Source organism: Nocardia sp. NPDC003726 (assembly GCF_053586955.1).
Genome location: NZ_JBSFNF010000039.1, coordinates 1 through 19,821 on the forward strand (window position 1 = coordinate 1; position 19,821 = coordinate 19,821).

19 protein-coding genes are annotated in these 19,821 nt (G+C 66.5%); 11 read left to right on the forward strand and 8 right to left on the reverse strand.

Annotated elements, in window-relative coordinates; all coding sequences use genetic code 11:
- From rpoB to ACWDMM_RS31515, 5 genes are all read right to left on the reverse strand, one after another.
- The coding region (gene rpoB, locus ACWDMM_RS31495; RefSeq protein WP_449941099.1) for a DNA-directed RNA polymerase subunit beta at positions 1-2,093 on the reverse strand (2,093 nt) is incomplete at its 3' end.
- A gap of 329 nt (positions 2,094-2,422) precedes the next feature.
- Positions 2,423-3,610 carry a Cmx/CmrA family chloramphenicol efflux MFS transporter gene (locus ACWDMM_RS31500; RefSeq protein WP_357208434.1) on the reverse strand — a complete coding sequence of 396 codons (1,188 nt, stop codon included), beginning with the start codon at positions 3,608-3,610 and terminating at the stop codon, positions 2,423-2,425.
- 258 nt (positions 3,611-3,868) lie between these two features.
- Positions 3,869-4,417, reverse strand: coding sequence for a hypothetical protein (locus ACWDMM_RS31505; RefSeq protein ID WP_357111356.1), 549 nt, complete (start codon positions 4,415-4,417; stop codon positions 3,869-3,871).
- 119 nt (positions 4,418-4,536) lie between these two features.
- A complete protein-coding gene (locus ACWDMM_RS31510) occupies positions 4,537-4,857 on the reverse strand; it encodes a hypothetical protein (RefSeq protein ID WP_357111359.1) in 321 nt (106 codons plus the stop codon).
- 17 nt (positions 4,858-4,874) lie between these two features.
- Positions 4,875-5,309, reverse strand: coding sequence for a hypothetical protein (locus tag ACWDMM_RS31515; RefSeq protein ID WP_449941046.1), 435 nt, complete (start codon positions 5,307-5,309; stop codon positions 4,875-4,877).
- A gap of 161 nt (positions 5,310-5,470) precedes the next feature.
- On the opposite strand from ACWDMM_RS31515, the gene ACWDMM_RS31520 reads away from it, so the two are divergent.
- A complete protein-coding gene (locus ACWDMM_RS31520) occupies positions 5,471-6,343 on the forward strand; it encodes a helix-turn-helix domain-containing protein (RefSeq protein WP_195081992.1) in 873 nt (290 codons plus the stop codon).
- Complete coding sequence (locus ACWDMM_RS31525; protein ID WP_357111363.1) at positions 6,343-6,558, forward strand: DUF397 domain-containing protein; 216 nt, start codon at positions 6,343-6,345, stop codon at positions 6,556-6,558. Before ACWDMM_RS31520 ends, ACWDMM_RS31525 begins: the two co-directional genes overlap by 1 nt.
- 104 nt (positions 6,559-6,662) lie before the next feature.
- On the opposite strand, the gene ACWDMM_RS31530 is transcribed toward ACWDMM_RS31525, so the two are convergent.
- Entirely contained in the window at positions 6,663-7,082 is a 420-nt protein-coding gene (locus ACWDMM_RS31530; protein WP_195081990.1) for a hypothetical protein, read from the reverse strand.
- A gap of 256 nt (positions 7,083-7,338) precedes the next feature.
- Between ACWDMM_RS31530 and ACWDMM_RS31535 the strand changes: the two genes are divergently transcribed.
- From ACWDMM_RS31535 to ACWDMM_RS31555, 5 genes are all read left to right on the forward strand, one after another.
- Positions 7,339-7,866, forward strand: a complete 528-nt coding sequence (locus tag ACWDMM_RS31535) for a DUF3558 domain-containing protein (RefSeq protein ID WP_449941049.1) — start codon at positions 7,339-7,341, stop codon at positions 7,864-7,866.
- Positions 7,867-7,881: 15 nt separating this feature from the next.
- Positions 7,882-8,265, forward strand: a complete 384-nt coding sequence (locus ACWDMM_RS31540; RefSeq protein WP_357111369.1) for a hypothetical protein — start codon at positions 7,882-7,884, stop codon at positions 8,263-8,265.
- Positions 8,265-9,605 carry a hypothetical protein gene (locus ACWDMM_RS31545; protein ID WP_449941051.1) on the forward strand — a complete coding sequence of 447 codons (1,341 nt, stop codon included), beginning with the start codon at positions 8,265-8,267 and terminating at the stop codon, positions 9,603-9,605. Before ACWDMM_RS31540 ends, ACWDMM_RS31545 begins: the two co-directional genes overlap by 1 nt.
- Positions 9,606-9,616: 11 nt before the next feature.
- Entirely contained in the window at positions 9,617-10,390 is a 774-nt protein-coding gene (locus ACWDMM_RS31550; protein ID WP_449941054.1) for an ESX secretion-associated protein EspG, read from the forward strand.
- Positions 10,391-10,522: 132 nt separating this feature from the next.
- Complete coding sequence (locus tag ACWDMM_RS31555; protein ID WP_449941056.1) at positions 10,523-11,068, forward strand: Uma2 family endonuclease; 546 nt, start codon at positions 10,523-10,525, stop codon at positions 11,066-11,068.
- A 255-nt stretch (positions 11,069-11,323) separates the two neighbouring features.
- On the opposite strand, the gene ACWDMM_RS31560 is transcribed toward ACWDMM_RS31555, so the two are convergent.
- Together ACWDMM_RS31560 and ACWDMM_RS31565 are read right to left on the reverse strand one after the other, a co-directional pair.
- On the reverse strand, positions 11,324-12,805 hold the full coding sequence (locus ACWDMM_RS31560; RefSeq protein WP_195081985.1) for an MFS transporter: 1,482 nt from the start codon (positions 12,803-12,805) through the stop codon (positions 11,324-11,326).
- Between the two features lie 193 nt (positions 12,806-12,998).
- Positions 12,999-13,670 (reverse strand): FadR/GntR family transcriptional regulator, encoded by a 672-nt coding sequence (locus ACWDMM_RS31565; RefSeq protein WP_195081984.1) that lies wholly within the window; start codon positions 13,668-13,670, stop codon positions 12,999-13,001.
- Positions 13,671-13,735: 65 nt separating this feature from the next.
- Between ACWDMM_RS31565 and ACWDMM_RS31570 the strand changes: the two genes are divergently transcribed.
- The 4 genes from ACWDMM_RS31570 (at position 13,736) to nirD (ending at position 19,820) form a co-directional block, all read left to right on the forward strand.
- Positions 13,736-14,992 carry an MFS transporter gene (locus ACWDMM_RS31570; protein WP_397069122.1) on the forward strand — a complete coding sequence of 419 codons (1,257 nt, stop codon included), beginning with the start codon at positions 13,736-13,738 and terminating at the stop codon, positions 14,990-14,992.
- Positions 14,993-15,302: 310 nt separating this feature from the next.
- Positions 15,303-16,799, forward strand: a complete 1,497-nt coding sequence (locus ACWDMM_RS31575) for a nitrate/nitrite transporter (protein WP_449941103.1) — start codon at positions 15,303-15,305, stop codon at positions 16,797-16,799.
- A 29-nt stretch (positions 16,800-16,828) separates the two neighbouring features.
- Entirely contained in the window at positions 16,829-19,354 is a 2,526-nt protein-coding gene (gene nirB, locus ACWDMM_RS31580) for a nitrite reductase large subunit NirB (RefSeq protein ID WP_357111380.1), read from the forward strand.
- A gap of 64 nt (positions 19,355-19,418) precedes the next feature.
- Positions 19,419-19,820, forward strand: a complete 402-nt coding sequence (gene nirD / locus ACWDMM_RS31585) for a nitrite reductase small subunit NirD (RefSeq protein WP_067810636.1) — start codon at positions 19,419-19,421, stop codon at positions 19,818-19,820.
- Position 19,821: the final 1 nt, after the last annotated feature.

Below are 19,821 nucleotides of genomic sequence, written 5' to 3' on the forward strand. Positions count from 1 at the left end.
GTGCACGGACCATCGGCCAGCACCTGACCACGCTCCACCCGCTGACCCTCATCCACAATCGGACGCTGGTTGGAACACGTGCCCTGATTCGACCGAGCGAACTTGCGCATCCGATAACTGCGCCGGGTTCCGTCGTCGGCCATCACGGTGACGTAGTCGGCGGAAACCTCTTCCACCACACCGGCCTTCTCGCTGACGACCACATCTCCGGCATCGATCGCCGCGCGCAACTCCATACCGGTACCGACCAGGGGCGCTTCCGATCGGATCAGCGGAACGGCCTGCTTCTGCATGTTCGCGCCCATGAGGGCGCGGTTGGCGTCGTCGTGCTCGAGGAACGGGATCATGGCCGTCGCGACCGACACCATCTGACGCGGCGAAACGTCCATATAGTCGATATCGGCGGAGGCGACGAGCTCTACCTCGGAGTTCTTGCGGCGCACCGGGATGCGCGCGTTGACGAACCGTCCGCCGGCGTCGAGCGGCTCGTTCGCCTGCGCCACGACGTGCAGGTCTTCCTGGTCCGCGGTGAGATAGTCGATCTCGTCGGTGACGCGGCCGTCGACCACTTTCCGGTACGGGGTCTCGATGAAGCCGAACGGATTGACTCGCGCGTACACCGACATGTAACCGATCAGGCCGATGTTCGGGCCTTCCGGGGTCTCGATCGGGCACATGCGGCCGTAATGGCTGTAGTGCACATCGCGGACTTCGAGGCTGGCGCGCTCCCGGGACAGACCACCGGGACCGAGCGCGGACAGGCGGCGTTTCTGGGTCAGGCTCGCCAGCGGATTGCGCTCGTCCAGGAACACCGACAGTTGCGAGGTTCCGAAGAACTCCTTGAGCACCGCGACGACCGGGCGGATGTTCATCAGCGTCTGCGGCGTGATCGCCTCGATGTCCTGAGTGGTCATCCGCTCGCGGACCACACGCTCCATCCGCGACAGCCCCAGCCGGATCTGGGATTGGATCAGCTCGCCGACGGTGCGCAGCCTGCGGTTGCCGAAGTGGTCGATGTCGTCGACCTCCACCCGGACCTCGACGCCACCCGGGGCGGTCATGGTCTTCTCGCCCGCGTGCAGACGCAGCAGGTATTCGATGATCGTGACGATGTCGTCCTCGGTGAGCGCCAGTGAGCCGCCGCCGGTGCGGATGCCGAGTTTCTTGTCGATCTTGTAGCGGCCGACGCGCGCCAGGTCGTAGCGCTTCTCCTTGAAGAACAGGTTCTCCAACAGGTTTTGCGCGGACTCCTTGGTCGGCGGCTCACCCGGACGCAGCTTGCGATGGATATCGAGCAGCGCCTCGTCGGTGCCCGCTGTGCCGTCCTTCTCCAGGGAGGTCATCATCACTTCGGAGAAGCCGAAGCGCTCGACGATCTGCTCACTCGTCCAGCCCAGCGCCTTCAGCAGGACCGTGACCGGCTGGCGGCGCTTGCGGTCGATGCGCACACCCACGGTGTCGCGCTTGTCCACGTCGAACTCCAGCCACGCACCACGCGACGGAATGACCCGCACACTGTGCAGATCCTTCTCCGTGCCCTTGTCGACCGTGTGATCGAAATACACACCCGGCGAACGCACCAACTGCGACACCACGACCCGCTCGGTGCCGTTGATGATGAACGTGCCCTTATCGGTCATCATCGGGAAATCACCCATGAAGACCGTCTGGCTCTTGATCTCACCGGTGTTGTTGTTGATGAACTCCGCCGTCACGAACAACGGAGCCGCATACGTCATGTCCTTGTCTTTGCACTCATCGATCGAGGCCTTGACCTCCTCGAAGCGGGGATCGGACAGCGTCAGCGACATGGTTCCCGCGAAGTCCTCGATCGGGCTGACTTCCGCGAGCAGCTCCGCCAGTCCACCCGCGCCGGATTCCCCGCGCGCGGTCGCCCGTTCGCGCCAGGCGGGCGCGCCGATCAACCATTCGAACGAATCGGTCTGGATTTCCAGCAGGCCCGGAACCTCCATTGGCTCGCGGATCTTCGCGAACGACAGGCGCTTCGGCGCGCGGGAGACTCCGGCATCGACGGGCGTCGCGGTGTAGACGTCGGTCTGACTCGAGACTGTCAAGATGCGTCCTTCCAGCACCTCGTGACGCCCACACGGTCGCGTGGGCGTCACGGTATCTGCTTGTCCTGTGGTCGGTATTTCTCATGGCGCACCGTGCTGGACAGTGTCCGAACGTGGCTCGACAACAACGGGTGGAAGGCGGCACGCAGATTGTGCCGCTTCCACAGTCAATTCGTATTTCGAGAGTTGGACAGCACGCGACCCGGCGCGACGTCCTAAGTTACACCCGAATTAGACCGATGTCGAGGACATCAAAAAATAGACACATGATTTCTTGTGTCTTCCCGTATTTATAGTGACATCTGGCTACACCGTTCGTCAAGTCTATTAGCGGTAATTCGCCAGGGTTACTCCACCGTGGCCGCTGCGGCCTCTGATGCGGCCGGTTTCCGGGTGGTCCGGACGACCGTCGCCGCGACGACGGCGAAGACCGCGCCGCACCAGAACGCCTGCGCGGGCCGGCCGGTGTGGCCGACGACGACTGCGGCGGCGGCGGGGCCGAGAACCGCGCCGATGTTGAACGCGGTGGTGGCCAACGCACCGGCGATCCGCGGCGCGGCGGGCGCCGCGGCCTGCACGATCGTCGTGATCAGTGTCGATCCCACTCCGAACGCGACCGCCCCGGACGCGGTCGCCATGACCGCCACGCCGAGCAGGGTATGGGCGGTCAGAGCCGCCAGCAGCCACACGGCCACGAGCCCCATCGTTCCGAGCGCGACGATCCTTTCGCGATGACGGTCGCTGTATCGGCCGGTGAGCGTCACGCCGGCGAACGAGCCGAGGCCGAACAAGGCCAGCACGATCGGAGCCCAGCGGGCGCCCGCGTCGGCGAGCCCGGTGGTGACCGAACCGAGGAACGTGAACCCCGCGAAGGTCGCCGCGTTGACCAGGACGGCGACCAGGACGGCGGCGCGGACCGGACGTTCGCCGAGCACGGTCCACTCCCGCAGGAGGGAGGGCTGCGGTGCGATCGGCCGATCATCGGCGCGCAGCGCACCGGGCACCATCGCCCACACCGGGATCACCGCCGCACCGCTGACGATCGCGACGGCCACGAACGCGGCACGCCATCCCCACAGCTGCCCCAGCACAGTGCCGGCCGGAACGCCCGCGATGCAGGCGACGGTCACTCCGGACACCACCACCGAGGTCGCGCGCCCCACCACGCCCGGGCCGACCAAGCCCGGCAGAGCGGCCAGCGCGATCGCCAGGAATCCGGCGTTGGCGACGGCCGCGACGACCCTGGTCATCAGCAGCACGGTGAAATCGCTGGTCGCCGCGCCGACGACATGAGTGACGCAGAAGACCGCCAAGAACGCCGCCACCGAATGCCGGACCGGCAACCTGCCCGCCGCCATCGCCATCAGCGGCGCGCCGAGCACCATGCCCGCCGCGAACAGCGAGGTCAGCAGACCGGCGGCCCCGAGCGAAACCCCGACGTCGGCGGCGATGCGCTCCAACAGGCCGGACACCATGAATTCGGACGTGCCCTGCGCGAACACCGCCACAGCCAGCACGAACACCACAATGGGCATGAAAGGAACTCCCCGGAAGAGAGGGCGCCACGCAGCAGCCGGGACGCCCGAGATGGTCGCGCAATCGGGAGAACCGTCACCCGATGCGGAGAAACCAGCATTGTCCGGCGTCGCGAAATACCCACGGGCCGCATTCCGGCCGGCGGTTGCGCATTCACAACGCCGCCCGGCACGGATGCCGGGCGGCTACCGTCTGGACGCCTCCGGAGAATTCACGACCTCACCATAACAACGCACCCGGACGAGTCCAACGCGATTTCACCGCCCCCGTAGACGCGCTATGGCGGCGCGGTTCGCGGACGGATCGAGCGTTATGGCCGCCGCCCACACGTGCGCCGCGACGGCGCGCTGGTCGAAGAGGGCTACCCAAGCGTCGGTGGAGTCGCGGGTGTCGCTCACCCAGGTGGGTGTCGGTCCTAGTTCGGGCAGGTGGGTGTAGGTCAGCGACGTGTAGGCGCGTGCTCGGGCATCGAATATGGTTGCCGCGCAGACGCGGTCGGCTGTGGGGCGTTCGCTCAACCGGCCAGCCTGCGCGGCCTGAATCGCGTCTTGGGGGACGTCGTCGGTGAACAGCTCGCCCACCGTCAGGTAGGCGAACCCGAAACCCCATATGCGGCCGGTGAATCTCCGGATCATCCCTTCGGCCGAATCCAGGATGGGGGAGCGTTCGGCATCGGGGTCGAGGGTTATAGGGGTGTGTGCCGCGTCGTGCGCGGTGGGGTTCTCGGTGCGGGCGAATCCCCAGAAGTGCACGGTGTCGATATCGGGCGCGTCCGCTCGGCGCTCGGCGAGCATGGCCGCGAGCATGGCGTCGATCGTGGTCCTGGGTGGGTATCGGATGGCGGCACTCGTCGGCTTGCGTGATTCGGGTCGTCGATTTCGGCGCTTGGACATTCGGCTCTCGGTTACCTGTGCGAAGTAGGGGATCAGGCCGTCTCATCCGGCCGGCGCGGGACGGGAAGGTCCGCGGCGCGCGCCCCGTGGGCGGGCAGCAGAACATTCCAGAACTCGGCGCGGACCGCGTCCCACAGCCGGAAGTGGCGCGGGAACCATTCACGGACCTGCGCCAGATCCGGCAGTGCGCGCTCGTCGAAGGCGACGAAACCGTTCTGGCCCAGCGGAACCGGCACCGTGTCGCCGTTGTTGCGCAGCCGGTAGGCGGGCGTGGGGTCGGAGGCGTCGCGGAAGAACACGATCTCGATGCGACTTCCCACCACCCGCCAGGAAGCCTGTACGGCTCCGATCATGGTGCGATGCAAACGGCTCACCCCCGCGCCGCGTCCGGTGGGGCCGCCAACGCCGACAACTGCTCCAGCACCGCTTGGATCGTGTGCACGTCGAGCACATGGTCGGTGTCGCCGCTGTCGTCCTGTGACGGGAACCCGATCCCGCGCGCGGCGGCGCGTTCCCGGTGGCTCACCGCCTGCGGTGTCAGCCGTCCCGTGATCACCAGCGTGCGGTACGCCGCCGCCTTCCACGCGCACCGCTCGATCCGGCAGGTCAGGTGCGCCCGCATCTGCCCGTGTGCCAGCCGGACGTCGGCGCGCGCGCAGATTCCGGGCGGGACGAACAGGCCCTCCGTCACTCCGTGCCGGTGTGATCCGGTGCCGGGAACCGTCGACCGTAGATCATGCGTATTCGGCTCCGGCGCGCGGGAATTCGTGACGAATTCGAGTTCCGTTCCAGGTTGTTCGGTCATGTGCATATGCTGCGAACGTGCTCACGACGGGGAGCTCGAATCGGCCGGTGCCCAGCAATCGGCGCGTACGCGCTGATCGCCTCCCGAGTGGGCGGACATCGATTCTCGCCGTGGGAAAAAGCAGGTCACACCGTGGGATAGCAGGGGAGGACGCAACGGAAATGGTCGGTACCAAGTCGGACTTCAGCCGGACGACGCTGCCGCGTCGCCAGTTGGGCCGCGCACTGCGCGACGCGCGTCAGGCCAACGGTTACACCCTCGAGCAGGTAGCCGAAGTCCTGGAGATCAGCCGATCCTCGCTCGGGCGGCTGGAGTTGGGGCAGAACGAGAAGATCAAAGTTCGGGACATCGAGTACATCTGCCAGTACTACGGGCTGCCGGACGAGCGGACCGAGTACTTGAAATCGCTGGCCGAGCACGCGCGTGTGAAACCGTGGTGGGAGGACTTCCGGGATCTGGTGCGGCCCGGGTTCAACACGTATCTGCAATTAGAGGCTGCGGCAACAGATTTGCACTTCTTCCAGACGCTTATCATACCGGGCCTCTTGCAGACTCCCGACTATGCCCGCAGTGTGCGATCCTCTGCATCAAGGGGCTCGTCCGAAGAGGTCGACTGGCTGGTGGAACGGAGAATCCAGCGATCAGCGATACTCACTCGCAAGCACAAGCCGATGCAGGCTGAATTCCTGGTGCATGAGTCGGCTCTGCGTACCGTCGTCGGTTCTACCCGGATCATGTCTTCGCAATATCGTCATCTTGCCGACATGGGTACGCGGGAGAACGTCTCGATCCGGGTAGTTCCCTTCGCTGCTGGCTTCCCGGGCGGGTTGGCGGTCCCGCCGTACATCATCATCGACTTCCCTCATGACGAGCCGTCTGTCGTCTACACCGAAGGTGCCATAGGCACAATGATTTTCGAGGAAGCGGACGATGTGAACCGCTTCCGGGTGATCCACGCAGCCGTCAATGGTGCTGCACTCGACGAGCAACGATCGAGAGATCTGCTCAGGAATATGGCCAGGAGATACGAATAATGAAGGTCGACCTATCCGGAGCGAAGTGGTTCAAGTCTGTCCACAGTGGTGAGGCCGATGCATGCGTGGAAGTCGCGTGGCTCGCGGCTGGCCACGTCGGTGTCCGCGATTCGAAGGACCCGATCGGGCCAGCGCTCGTCTTCACGCCGGACCAATGGGACGCCTTCACGGCCAGCGTCGGCGCGGGCGGGTTCGACCTGGCATTTGATATGTGACCTCGCGGTAGCCGACAGACGGCCTGGACTTCTGCTTCGCAGCCGAAGTCCAGGCCGTATCCATCGCGACGTGAGCGACGTAGCGCTTTACCGGCGCATCCGGTTCAGCGGCGGCTGAGCCAGACCGCTGCCAGCGGGTACGGGGCGATGATCGGAGTTCCGGCGATATTCACCGTTCCGCTCCAAAGCCCCTGCCGCGGGTCGATGTCATGCAGGTCGAGGCCGAGCGGCACGAAGTCGAACGAAACATAGGTCTCGTCCGGGCCGACCGGCGTCTGATGCCCGCTTCGGCTGGAGGCGCCGCAAATCAGCGTCACAGTGCTGCCATCCCCGAAGACTTGCAGGTCGCAGTTCTCGATCGGCGACCCGATCACGTTGGAGGGGCCTCTCCCGATGTGGTAGGTCCCCGGCGGAATGACGCCGTTGCGCGGGAACTCCGGATCGTCGGCGGAGGCGACGGCGGGAGCGATCGAGACTGCGGCGGCAGCCAGCGCGAACCCGGCCACGATCTTGCCGAACTTCATGATTCCAACCCCTTCGAATCTGCGTCGAACTCAGTCCTATGTCCTAGCTTTCGTCCATCTCGTTACTGCCCTGCCACCATAGATCCGTCTCCAAACCCGCACGCCCGACTACGGAGAGCCCCTGCCGCCCCCCAGCCCACCGCTGCCCCACGCGCCCGAGATCAGGGCACCCGCTGACCAGCGCGACCAAAGAGCGCCGGACATGCCGTCTGCTACTGTTGGCGCACTTGAGTCGTCACGGGTCGAGAGGGTGGGGATGAGTCGTCGAATCCTGTTGGCACTGCTCATCGGTGCACTGGCGACCGGAACCGTGGGATGCGAAGACACCACGACCGGATCGCCCACGACGGGGGCCAGCACTACGGCACAGGCTCTGTTCAACCCGTGCACGGGGATCCCCGACGAGGCGCTGCGGGCCGCGGGAGTCGATCCGAAAACTGAAGAGTCGGGCATCGCCGGTGTGCATCAGTCCGGCTGGGAGATCTGTAGGTGGGACGGACCCAAGTACTTCGTCACGGTGTTCTCGACAAGCCGCACCGTGTCGGAGTTCGAGCGGAAACCTGGGAACGTCGACTTCCAGGACGTTACGGTCGCGGGTCGTCAGGGACGGCAATTCAGGGTCGAGGGAGCTTCCAAGAATCTTGATTGCGACGTTTTGTTCCCGGCCGCCCAGGGGGTTTTGCAACTGAGGGTCCAGGGTCGGGCAGGACGAGACGATCTCGAGGATCCATGCAAGGTCGTCTATCGCGTCGGCGAGTCGATTGTGCCCACATTACCGCGTTGACCAGGGAGGGGACGCATGAGTGAGGACAATGCTTCTATCTGGAGTCGGCTTGCTGGCCAAGCCAAAGCAGGAGAACTGTACCTAGACGATCAGAACGCCGCACTTCTCTGCGCGCAAGCCTGTGACTCGCGTATAGCTGAACTCCAATCGTTGCGCAGCTTGGCGGGCAACGCTCAAAACGTGTCCGGTTTCGGTGATTTCAAGATGGCCGACGACCTGGTCAAGAAATTCCTGAAGCAGGCAATGGGTGACCCGAATTCGATCGATCAGATCATCCTCGAGCACATCGAGACCGTGAAGAACATGCGTGAGGTCATGGCGATCTCGTTCAAGCGCATCACCGGGCAGGACATCGAGAACGCGACGCAGTTCGCGAACACCACCGAGCAGGTGCGCTGATGGTCAATCCGTTCGAGAGACTGAAAGTTCTGGAACTCGACTACGGGCAGCTCGGTTCGACTGTGCTGCGCAACGTCACCAATTGGATCTCGGGTGAAGAGTTGCAGCCCGAGGTGAATGTGGCCGGGGTGCAGGACAAGTACAACCAGCAGCGTGACGGCGTGCGCAGCCGAGCGGCCGGTGTCGGGTTCCAGGGCGAATTCCGGCCGCGGGAGGTTCTCGACGCCGACGAGTTCGAGCGGCACGATGTCGCGACGCTGCGCGGCAAGGTCGATCAGATCGATCTGAAAGCGGTCACCGATCTGGTAACCGCGTGGAACACCATCGCTGATCGGCACCAAACCTCTCTGGATACCTTCACGAAGGCGATGGCGCGGGCCACCGATGACAGTGTGTGGCGGGGTGAGGCGCGCAACGCCGCAGCCAGTGCGGTCGCCGACTATGCCGCCCAAGGTGCGCAGGTCTCGAATGCGGCCCGGCTGACGGGCAACAAGCTGTCCGAGTTGCTGACCGGGCTGGAACCGACCAAGCAACTGGTCCCGCACGCGCCGGAGCACCGCAGTGGAATCGGCAACGCCCTCGCCTTCGTCGCCGGACGCGGATGGCGCAACGACGACGTCGCCGAGTACAACGCGAAGACCGAAGCATTGCGGGTGCTGCGAACCGTGTACGCCCCGGTTGTCATGGAATCGGATACCAACGTGCCCGTGATTCCGCGTCCGGCTTCCACCACGAATCCGGGCGGCGCAGACGACGGCACCAGCCCGCGAGGGACGAACAGCGGCAGTCAGAACCCCTCAGGGACTTCGTCGCCCAGCTCGGAGCCTTCCGGCAAGAATCCCACCGAGGATCCGGTGACTCAGTCCAGCGATCAACCCTCGGACATCGCCTCGGAGAAACCGGAGTCGACGGACACCGACCCAGCATCCACTACGCAGGAATCGACGACCCCGGCGTCCACCACTCCGGCTTCGACAACGCCTGCGTCCACGACGCCTGCGCCGAGCACATCGCCGCACAGTCCTGGCAGCCCGCACCTGAGCACGCCGAGTAATCCCGGAACGCCGGGCGGACCCGGTGTCTCGATGCCGTCCAAAGGCACGCCGAGCAATCCCAACGCCGTCTCGGCCGCAGCCGCACGCACGGGTGCCTCGCCCGGCCGCGTCGGTACCAGCGGCATGAGCGGAATGGCGCCCGGTGCGCGCGGCGGCAAATCCGATGAGGAATCGACCAAGGGCATCCCGGATTACCTGATCACTCAGGAATACGGCGACGAGCTCACGGGGCTGGACCAGCTGCCGAGGACGGTTCCGCCGGTCATCGGCGACAACCCGCGATAAGGACCTCACCCATGCCCGAGGTGCAGAACTGGCGATTCACCGCGCTCGAATTCCGGACACTGTGGGAGTCCACCGGACGGGATGTGCTGCCGTATCCCTTGCAGCACCAGTACACGACCGAGTTCCGCTCGGAGAGTCTGCGGTTGCGGCAGGCCGCCGCGCAGTCGCTGCGCCCGCGCATCGATGACGAGTTGTTGCGCGCGGTGGAAGTGCTGCTGGCTCCGGAGGCGAGGGTGGAGGTGGCCGGATTCGCCGGTAGACGCCGCGACCGCAGGCTGCGGGCCCATGCGGGGGTGCACTACGAACACGGCGCGATCGCGGTGCAGGAACCAGGGCCGGAACCCGGACACGGCGGTGACGTGGTGCTAACGTTACTGCCCGCCGGTGCGGTGGCGCGAGCTGTGGTCGACGTGTTTCCCGCCTGTGCTCCGGGGAAGGGCAAGCAATTGCAAGCCTCCACCGAGGAGTTGGCGCGGCCGAGACCGCCGGTCCGGGACGCGTGGCGGCCGACGCCACGGGAGGAGTTCGAGCGGTTCTTCACCCGCGCCATGACCTTGATCGGGCACGTCGGCGTCTACGCGATGGGCAGCGTCGACAACCGGCATACGCACGGCCGCAAGGATTTCCAGCTCAACGACGTCGAGAACGACGGTCGCTACGTCACCTTCGGCACCGACCTGCTGACGATCAAACCCACCACCCCTGAGCGCATCGCCGCCACCTTGCAACAGATGATCGTCAGAACCGTCAAGGAAGTGCGCGACGGCGTCCACCTACCGTATTGACCGGAGTCGCCGGGCAGGTCATCTACTATTGCGGCATGCCCGAGCGGCCCGACCTTCCCGAGTACATGATCTGGGAGTTCGGAGCGACTCCCCGAGGAGATCGCGAGTCAGATCGAGTTGTGGAACGGTCGCGTGGTCTGGGTTCGCCGCGGTCCCTCCGAACATCAAACGTTCACGAATTTGATGTGGAGCGCCTTGCGCCGCTGTGCCGGGCAAGACATGTCCGTGCGCACACAGCATTGCTGGCGTGTCACGACGGAGGAGACGAATGTCTTTCTGGGCCGCAGTGGTAAATCCGATTTCCTTACTCCCGACTTTCTCGCGCACAGGTGTCTCGAAACCCCGTACCAGGATGTCCGTGGCGGCGACGTCTCGCTGGTCGGGGAGGTTTTGTCGCCGTCCGACACCCAGGCTGATATCGAGGCGAAGAAGGTTCGGTACGCGAGCGCCGGAATTCCGTGGTACTGGGAAGTGACTCTGGCTCGCGAAGCGAGCGCTATCGCCATTGTGCGTGCCTACGCGGTCGAGACCGGGCATGCTCAGCTTCCGGAGGGGGTTCATCCGCTCCACGCGTCCAACTACCTCATGGTCGGCGAATGGACACCGGGTGATTCGGGCGGCATCGAGATCGACTTTCCGTTCCCGATCGCCATTCCCTGGTCCGAACTCGAATTCTGAACCAGGTGGGGGCAGGTGGCCTGCGGTCGGAACGAAGTCGGCACCCGCGGCCTTGAATCGGGTCGGAGAGTCGATCACTGCAGCGTCGCACGACGACACCGAACGTCCGCCCGTCTTCTCGGTGCAGGCCGGGACCCGGATCAACCCGGGCGACGAGCGGACGTTCGGTGGTGGGGGTCGGCTCCGCCGGAGGGGTGACGGCGGATGCGACGCCCGTGTCCCGCGGGGTCCGGACCGCGGGACAGGCTGCGACGGTCAGACGTTCGCGTAGGCCAGCGAGGGAACGCGCTGGATGGCGAACGAGGACCGCAGGTAGAACCACCAGGTGACGGCGGCCATCACCAGGAACGCGCCGGCGTAGGCCCAGAACGCGGGAGCCATGCTGTGCAGGTGGGTGTTGGACAACCGCAGCGCCTGCTGCAACAGCCAGCCACCGGAGGCGCCGACCGCGCCGATGACGCCGATCGCTGCGCCGGCTTGGCGTTTGGCGGAGACGGCGGCTTCGGCGATGTCGATGCCGTGCTCGGCGGCGTACTTCTTGGACTCGGCGCTGAAGATGGTCGGGATCATCCGGTAGGTCGAGCCGTTGCCGATGCCGGTGAGCACGAACAGCAGCAGGAACGCGACCAGATACAGCGGGAAGCTCTTCAGTTCCAGCGCGGCCATGATCAGCGCGACCGCGATCGCCATGCCGCCGAACACGTACAGGGTGATCTTCGCGCCGCCGACCTTGTCCGACACCCAGCCGCCGAACGGCCTGCTGAACGACCCGACCAGCGCGCCGAGGAACGCCAGGTTGCCGAGCGTGGTGATCCAGCCGATCTTGGCCAAGTCGGGGAAGTTGGCCTTGATCAGGGTCGGGAAGGCGAAGGAGAAGCCGATGAACGAGCCGAAGGTGCCGATGTAGAGGATCGCCATCACCCAGGTGTGCCGGTTGGTGAGCGCGAGCCGGTAGGACTTCCCGTCGGACTTGGCGGTGGCGATGCTGTCCATGTAGCGCAGCGCGCCGAACGCGGCGGCCAGGATGAACGGCACCCAGACCAGCACCGACAGTGTGATGCCGAAGCGATAGCCGCCCGGGTCCTTGGCCATGATGTGGGTGCCGAGGGTGATCACCAGCGGCAGGATCAGCTGGGTCTGGGCGACGCCGAGGTTGCCGCCCGCCGCGTTGATGCCAAGGGCCGCACCCTTCTTGCCCTCCGGGAAGAAGAAGTTGATGTTGGCCATCGAGGAGGAGAAGTTGCCGCCGCCGACGCCCGCGAGCGCCGCGAGCACCAGGAACACCCACATCGGGGTGCCCGGCTGGTTGACGAAGTAGGCCAGGCCGAGCGTGGGCAGCAGCAGCATTCCCGCACTGAACACCGTGAACGCCCGCCCGCCGAACCGGGGAATGGCGAAGGTGTACGGAATGCGCAGCGCGGCGCCGACCAAGGTGGGGGTCGAGGTCAGCAGTAGCGCGTTGCTCACCGCGGTGGGGTTGCCCTTGCCGAGACCGGCGAGGAAGTCGAATCCGGCGGCGCCCATGCTGGTCACCACGGTGCCCCAGATGACCCAGATGCTGAAGCCGAGATTCTCGGCGAACACGGAGAAGATGAGGTTCTTGCGCGCGGTCTTCGCGCCGCCGGAGGCCCAGAACGTCGGATTGTCCGGATCCCAGTGGTCGAGCCAGCGTCCACGTTTCTGATATTCGAAAGTCGTTGTCTGCGACTGCTGGCCGGTGGCTGCTACGGCGGTCATCGGCTTCCTCTCGATTCGGCTCGACCGGCCCTCATCGCGGCGCAGTGCCGCCGGCGGCTGTCGAGTGCCTAGCTACGGTCGAGACAAAGGTATGAGCCGCGTGTTGCGTCCCCGTGGCCCTCGATGACGTTCCCGGCAATTCCGACTCACATCACGCGGCCGGTAATGGTGACCACTCGGTTACCTGACGCGTTTATCGCGCGTCGGGATATTCCGCGATGAGCGAATTGAGGAAGCAGCGGGTCGCGGAGGCGGCCCGTTCGGGATCGCCGTCGATGACAGCGTGCACCAGCGCGGCGTGCTCGTCGGTGTAGGAGTCGTCGGACTTGGCCGTGCGCGCGCGGATGACCTGTTCGATGATCGGCAGCAGCGAATCGTAGAACTCGAGGTACACGGCGTTGTGGCTGGCGACGACGATCGCGCGGTGCAGTTGGACGTCGGCCTCGATCGCGGCGGTGGGGTCCTCGTCCCATTTCTTGTCGCGTTCGGCCAGCAGGCGCTGGAGGTTCGCGATGTCGGTGTCGTCGCGGCGGCGCGCGGCCAGGCCCGCTGCGGTGACGTCCAGCGCGAGGCGCAGCTCCAGCACGTCGCGTTCCTCCGCGTCGGCGAAATATTTGCCGAGCGTTCCGCCGAGGTCCGATGCGGCGATGACGTACGTTCCAGAGCCTTGGCGACGCTCCAGCATGCCGGCGTGCACGAGGGCCTGCACGGCCTCGCGCACGGTGTTGCGGCCGGTGCCGGTGAGCTCGGTGAGCTCCGGCTCGGTCGGGATGCGGGAGCCGATCGGCCAACGGCCGGAACGGATTTCGGCACGCAGCTGTTCGGTGACCTGGGCGATGAGGCTGGTGCGCCGGACGGGTTGCACCTCGACAGAGTACCGCCCATCACAAATCGTTGCCGCTCTTCATCCGGTCATCCTATGATTTCTCGGTGACTGCGACCCTTCCGGAAACCGAGACTCGCCAGGAAACCGTCCTGGTCGAGCGCCGTCGACGTGCGCTGACCGAGGGCCGGGTGCTGGTCCTGGCCGCCATCGTGATGTCGGCGCTCACGCTGCGTGTCGCCGTCACCGCGTTCAGCCCGCTTGCCGAGCGGATCGGCTCCGAGATCGGTTACGGCGCCGCCGTTGTCGGCGTCTTCGGGATGCTGCCCACCGCCATGTTCGCGCTGTCGGGGCTGCTCACCCCGGTTCTCGCGGTCCGGCTCGGACTGGAGCGCACCGCGCTGACGGCCATGCTGATGGCGGGCGCGGGCATGTCGATCCGGGTGCTGATGTCGGGCACCGCCGAACTGCTGATCTTCTCCGCCCTGGCCCTCGCGGGCATGGGCATCGGCAACGTGGTGATCCCGCCGCTGGTGAAGCGGTACTTCCCGGATCGCCTCGCCGTGATCAGCTCGCTGTACATCGTGATGGTGCAACTCGGCACGGTGGTGCCCGCCTTCACCGCCGTCCCGGTCGCGGACGCGCACGGCTGGCGCGTTTCGCTCGGCGTGTGGGGCCTGCTGGGGTTCGCCGCGGCGGTGCCGTGGCTGGCGGTGCTGCGCGGCCGGCGCGGACACGACGGCGCCGACCGCACGGCGGTGCCCGAGCAGCCGCCGCACAACGGGCGGGTGTGGCGCTCGCCGATCGCATGGGGCATGGCCGGCATGTTCGGCATGACCTCGCTCACCACCTACGCGATGTTCACCTGGTTGCCGAAGATCCTGAGCGAAGCGGGCGCGAGCGCCGCGTACGGCGGAGCCATGGTCGGGCTGTTCGCCGTGGTGGGCCTGGTCGCCGCACTCTCCGCGCCGACGGTGGTGGCCCGGTTCCGCAATCCGTTCCCCGTCGTGGTCGGTTGCGCGGCGCTGTTCTTCATCGCGTTCGCCGGTCTGCTGATCGCGCCGATGGCCGCGCCGATCCTGTGGGTGGTCGTGCTTGGTCTCGGGCCCAGCACGTTCCCGATGGCGCTCACGCTGATCAATCTGCGCACCCGCACCCCTGCCGGGTCGGCCGCGCTGTCGGGCTTCACCCAGGGCGTCGGCTACGCGGTGGCCTGCGTGGGTCCGCTGCTGTTCGGCGTGCTGCACACGACGACGGGCGGCTGGCTCGTCCCGTTCGCCATGCTGGGCGTGGCCGTGCTGGTGCTGCTCGCGGGCGCGTGGCAGGCGTGCAAGCCGCGCGTGCTCGAAGACACCTGGAATTGACGCGCGCCGCCGCGGGCCGGAAATCTCACAGTTCCGGTTGCGCGGCTGTGCGAACAGGTCCAGGATTGGCGCATTCGATTTACGCGACGTAGCGCGCGTCACACCTCACCGGCCGTCGAATTCGAGATCGGCCTATTTGTGACGGACGGAAACCGTTGTGTCACATGCCTGAAACATTCGCTCGAAACTCACCTCGGATCACCGGTAATCGTGAGCAACCGTTGATTTGACGGTCATTTCGCGCAGCATTTCGGCAATACCCATTTCCTACCGTGGGGCCAACCGACTTTGGGAGGCCCCGTTGAGCACGCTGACGCGTAACCGTCTGGAAGCGCTGGGACGGACGAAGATCCGCAGGCCGCGCCTCGAGCATTGGGATGCCGAGGACGTCACCGCTTGGGAAGCGGGCGGCAAGGACATCGCCCGCCGCAACCTGATCTGGTCGGTCTTCGCCGAGCACGTCGGATTCTCGGTGTGGTCGATCTGGTCGGTGATGGTGCTGTTCATGCCGACCGACAAGTTCGGCATCGACCCGGCGGGCAAGTTCTTCCTGGTCGCCATGCCGACCCTGGTGGGCGCGTTCCTGCGGATTCCCTACACCGTGGCGACCGCGCGGTTCGGCGGCCGCAACTGGACCGTGTTCAGCGCGGTGATGCTGCTGATTCCGACGCTGCTCACGCTGTACTTCGTCAACCAGCCCGGCACCTCGTACACGACGTTCCTCGTGATCGCCGCGTTCGCCGGCTTCGGCGGCGGCAACTTCGCCTCCTCGATGACCAACATCAACGCGTTCTACCCGCAGCGGCTCAAGGGCTGGGCGCTCGGCCTGAACGCGGGCGGCGGCAACATCGGCGTTCCGGTGATCCAGCTGATCGGCCTGCTGGTCATCGCGATCCTCGGCAACGGCTACGCCTCACTGATCTGCGCGGTGTACCTGGTGCTGATCGCGGTCGCCGGCGTGGGCGCCGCGCTGTTCATGGACAACCTGCCCAACCAGAAGGCCGATCTCTCCTACATGCTCACCGCGCTGAAGGTGCCGCAGTCCTGGGCGATCGCGTTCCTCTACATCGGCACCTTCGGCTCGTTCATCGGCTACAGCTTCGCCTTCGGCCAGATCCTGCAGATCAGCTTCCGCGCCGGCGGCGACAGCGTCGCGCAGGCCACGCTGCACGCAGCGCAGATCGCGTTCATCGGCCCGCTGCTCGGCTCGCTGGCCCGCCCGTACGGCGGCAAGTGGGCCGACCGCATCGGCGGCAGCCGGGTGACCCTCTACGTCTTCGGCGCGATGATGGCGGCGGCGGTGCTGGTCACCGTGGCCAGCACGCTGGCCGACAACAACAACGGCGTGGCCGGCGGCGGTGTGATGACCGCGCTCGTCATCGGCTTCATCGCCCTGTTCGTGCTCTCCGGCATCGGCAACGGGTCGGTCACCAAGATCATCCCGTCGGTGTTCGAGGCGAAGTCCAAGAGCCTGGACGCCACGCCCGCCCAGCAGGCGGCCTGGTCGCAGAACACCTCCGGCGCGCTGATCGGTTTCGTCGGCGCCATCGGCGCACTCGGCGGCGTCGGCATCAACCTGGTGCTGCGCTCCTCCTACGCGTCCACCAAGTCGGCGACCACCGCGTTCTGGGTGTTCATGGCCTTCTACGTGGTGTGCGCCCTGGTGGTCTGGGCGGTGTTCCTGCGCCGTCCCGGTCTGCGCGCCCTGCCCGCAGATTCCGAGGTGGTGGCCGAAGCCGAGACCTTCGTCCTCGAAGCCGAGGCCAGCCAGTCCCAGTCCCCGTCCGCCGGCTCGGCCCGCGCCTGACACCCGATCCAGTCCAGGAGGACCAACAGATGAACCCCACAGTCGCTCGCAAGACCGCGGTGGTCGTCGGCCACGGAATGGTCGGGCACCGGTTCGTCGAGGCGCTGCGCTCGCGCGACACCGAAGGCCAGTGGCAGGTGATCATCCTCAGCGAGGAGCAGCTGCCCGCCTACGACCGCGTCGGCCTGTCGTCCTACGTCGGCGCCTGGGACCCCAAGGCGCTGGCGCTGCCCGGCAACGAGTACGCCGGTGACGAGCTGGTCGAGCTGCGGCTGGGCCAGAGCGCCGAGTCGATCGACCGGGCGGCGCGCAAGGTGACCACGTCCTCGGGCGACATCCTCGCCTACGACGCGCTGGTGCTGGCCACCGGCTCCTACCCGTTCGTTCCGCCGGTGCCCGGTCACGACCGGCCGGAATGCTTCGTCTATCGCACCATCGACGACCTCGACGGCATCCGCGCGGCCGCCGAAGCCGCCGGTCCGGGCGCGGCGGGCGTGGTGGTCGGCGGCGGCCTGCTCGGCCTGGAGGCCGCGAACGCGCTGCGGCTGCTCGGGCTCACCCCGCACGTGGTCGAGTACAACACCAGGCTGATGCCCGCCCAGGTCGACGAGGGCGGCGGCGCCATCCTGGAGCGCCTGGTCACCGACCTCGGCCTGCACGTGCACACCGGTGTCGGCACCTCCTCGATCGAGGCCGCGGGCGACGGCGTGAAGGTCACCCTCTCCGACGAGAGCGTGATCGAGGCCGGGCTGGTGGTGTTCTCCGCCGGTGTCCGCCCGCGCGACCAGATCGGCCGCGACGCGGGACTGGAGATCGCTCCGCGCGGCGGCATCGTCACCGATCTGGGCCTGCAGACCTCCGATCCGAACATCTGGGCCATCGGCGAATGCGCCGCCGTGGAGGGCGTGTGCTATGGCCTGGTCGCCCCGGGTTACAGCACCGCGGAGATCGTGGCCGACCGCCTGCTCGGCGGCGCGGGCGAGTTCCCCGGCGCGGACATGTCCACCAAGCTGAAGCTGCTGGGTGTCGACGTGGCCAGCTTCGGTGACGCGCACGGCGTCACCGAGGGCGCGCTGTCGGTCGTGCTGCACGACGCGGCCAAGGGCACCTACGCCAAGCTGGTCGTCTCCGATGACGCGAAGACGCTGCTCGGCGGCATCCTGGTCGGCGACGCCACCGCCTACTCGGCGCTGCGCCCGCTGGTCGGCCGCCCGCTGCCCGCCGAACCGGCCGCGCTGATCTCGCCCGCGGGCGCCGAACTCGGCGCCGACGCGCTGCCCGACGACGCGCAGATCTGCTCGTGCAACAACGTGTCCAAGGGCGCGATCTGCGGGGCGATCGCCGAAGGCGCGTGCGACATCCCGGCCATCAAGAGCTGCACCAGCGCCGGAACTTCGTGCGGCGGTTGCGTGCCCATGCTCAAGAAGCTGCTCGAGCAGTCCGGCGTGGAGATGTCCAAGGCGCTGTGCGAGCACTTCGAGCAGTCGCGCGCCGAGCTGTTCCAGATCGTCCAGGTCACCGGCATCCGCACCTTCTCCGGCCTGATCGCCAAGTACGGCAAGGGCACCGGCTGCGACATCTGCAAGCCGACCGTGGCGTCCATCCTCGCCTCCACCTCGAGCGACCACATCCTCGACGGCGAGCAGGCGGCGCTGCAGGACACCAACGACCACTTCCTGGCCAACCTGCAGAAGAACGGCACCTACTCGGTGGTGCCGAGGATGCCGGGCGGTGAGGTCACCGCCGAGCAGCTGATCACCATCGGCGAGGTGGCCAAGGAATTCGGCCTGTACGTGAAGGTCACCGGCGGTCAGCGCATCGACCTGTTCGGCGCGCGCGTCGAACAGCTGCCGCTGATCTGGAAGCGACTGGTCGACGCGGGCATGGAATCCGGTCACGCGTACGGCAAGTCGCTGCGCACCGTGAAGAGCTGCGTCGGCTCCACCTGGTGCCGCTACGGCCAGCAGGACTCGGTCGGCATGGCCGTGCTGCTGGAGAAGCGTTACCGCGGACTGCGTTCGCCGCACAAGCTGAAGCTGGCCGTCTCCGGGTGCGCCCGCGAATGCGCCGAGGCGCGCGGCAAGGACGTCGGCGTGATCGCCACCGAGAACGGCTGGAACCTCTACGTCGGCGGCAACGGCGGTCTCACCCCGAAGCACGCCGTGCTGCTGGCCGGTGAACTCGACGACGAGACGCTGATCAAGTACATCGACCGGTATCTGATGTTCTACATCCGCACCGCCGACCGTTTGCAGCGCACCGCGCCCTGGCAGGAGGCGCTGGAAGGCGGGATGGATTACCTCAAGCAGGTGATCTGCGAGGACAGCCTCGGCATCGCCGAGGATCTGGAGGCGGCGATGGCCCAGCACGTCGCCGGCTACCGCGACGAGTGGGCCGCGGTGCTGGACGACGAGGAGAAGCTGTCTCGCTTCGTGTCGTTCGTCAACGCCCCGGAGGAGACCGATCCGACGATTTCCTTCGACGAATCCGGGGAGCGGAAAGTTCCCGTCCTGCTCGGACTGCCGGAAGTTCCGGTCGCCACGCAGGGGAAATGACCGCTTAACCGCTTGGAAACAGAACGTCGGTACCAATGAGTAAGGCGTTTGGAGGATGACACCGATGACCGTGATCGATACCCCCGGCATCGCCGCAGCAACCACCACGGGGTGGACGCAGGCTTGCCGTCTCGACTACCTGATCCCCGGCCGCGGCGTTGCGGTGTTGCTGCGAGGCGGCCGGCAGGCCGCGCTTTTCCTGCTGGACAACGGCATGCTGTATGCCGTCGGCAATATCGATCCGATCGGACGGGCGGCGGTCATGTCGCGCGGGATCGTCGGCGATCGCGGCGGGGTGCCCGTCGTGGCCTCGCCGCTGCTGAAGCAGGCCTTCTCCCTGGTCGACGGGCATTGCCTGGACGACGAATCGGCGATGCTGCCGGTGTACGCGGTGCGCGTGGACGACGGCATCGTTTCGATTTCCAACGAGCCGGTCGCCACCGCGCTCGCGTCCTCGGATGGATGAA

Excerpts from the sequence above, each read along its gene's own strand:
- ACWDMM_RS31500 (WP_357208434.1), bottom strand. The coding sequence starts at position 3,610 with ATGCCCATTGTGGTGTTCGTGCTGGCTGTGGCGGTGTTCGCGCAGGGC.
- ACWDMM_RS31520 (WP_195081992.1), top strand. The coding sequence starts at position 5,471 with ATGGTCGGTACCAAGTCGGACTTCAGCCGGACGACGCTGCCGCGTCGC.
- nirB (WP_357111380.1), top strand. The coding sequence starts at position 16,829 with ATGAACCCCACAGTCGCTCGCAAGACCGCGGTGGTCGTCGGCCACGGA.
- ACWDMM_RS31510 (WP_357111359.1), bottom strand. The coding sequence starts at position 4,857 with ATGATCGGAGCCGTACAGGCTTCCTGGCGGGTGGTGGGAAGTCGCATC.
- ACWDMM_RS31540 (WP_357111369.1), top strand. The coding sequence starts at position 7,882 with ATGAGTGAGGACAATGCTTCTATCTGGAGTCGGCTTGCTGGCCAAGCC.
- ACWDMM_RS31550 (WP_449941054.1), top strand. The coding sequence starts at position 9,617 with ATGCCCGAGGTGCAGAACTGGCGATTCACCGCGCTCGAATTCCGGACA.
- ACWDMM_RS31545 (WP_449941051.1), top strand. The coding sequence starts at position 8,265 with ATGGTCAATCCGTTCGAGAGACTGAAAGTTCTGGAACTCGACTACGGG.
- ACWDMM_RS31535 (WP_449941049.1), top strand. The coding sequence starts at position 7,339 with ATGAGTCGTCGAATCCTGTTGGCACTGCTCATCGGTGCACTGGCGACC.
- ACWDMM_RS31530 (WP_195081990.1), bottom strand. The coding sequence starts at position 7,082 with ATGAAGTTCGGCAAGATCGTGGCCGGGTTCGCGCTGGCTGCCGCCGCA.
- ACWDMM_RS31525 (WP_357111363.1), top strand. The coding sequence starts at position 6,343 with ATGAAGGTCGACCTATCCGGAGCGAAGTGGTTCAAGTCTGTCCACAGT.
- ACWDMM_RS31515 (WP_449941046.1), bottom strand. The coding sequence starts at position 5,309 with ATGACCGAACAACCTGGAACGGAACTCGAATTCGTCACGAATTCCCGC.
- ACWDMM_RS31505 (WP_357111356.1), bottom strand. The coding sequence starts at position 4,417 with ATGCTCGCGGCCATGCTCGCCGAGCGCCGAGCGGACGCGCCCGATATC.
- nirD (WP_067810636.1), top strand. The coding sequence starts at position 19,419 with ATGACCGTGATCGATACCCCCGGCATCGCCGCAGCAACCACCACGGGG.
- ACWDMM_RS31560 (WP_195081985.1), bottom strand. The coding sequence starts at position 12,805 with ATGACCGCCGTAGCAGCCACCGGCCAGCAGTCGCAGACAACGACTTTC.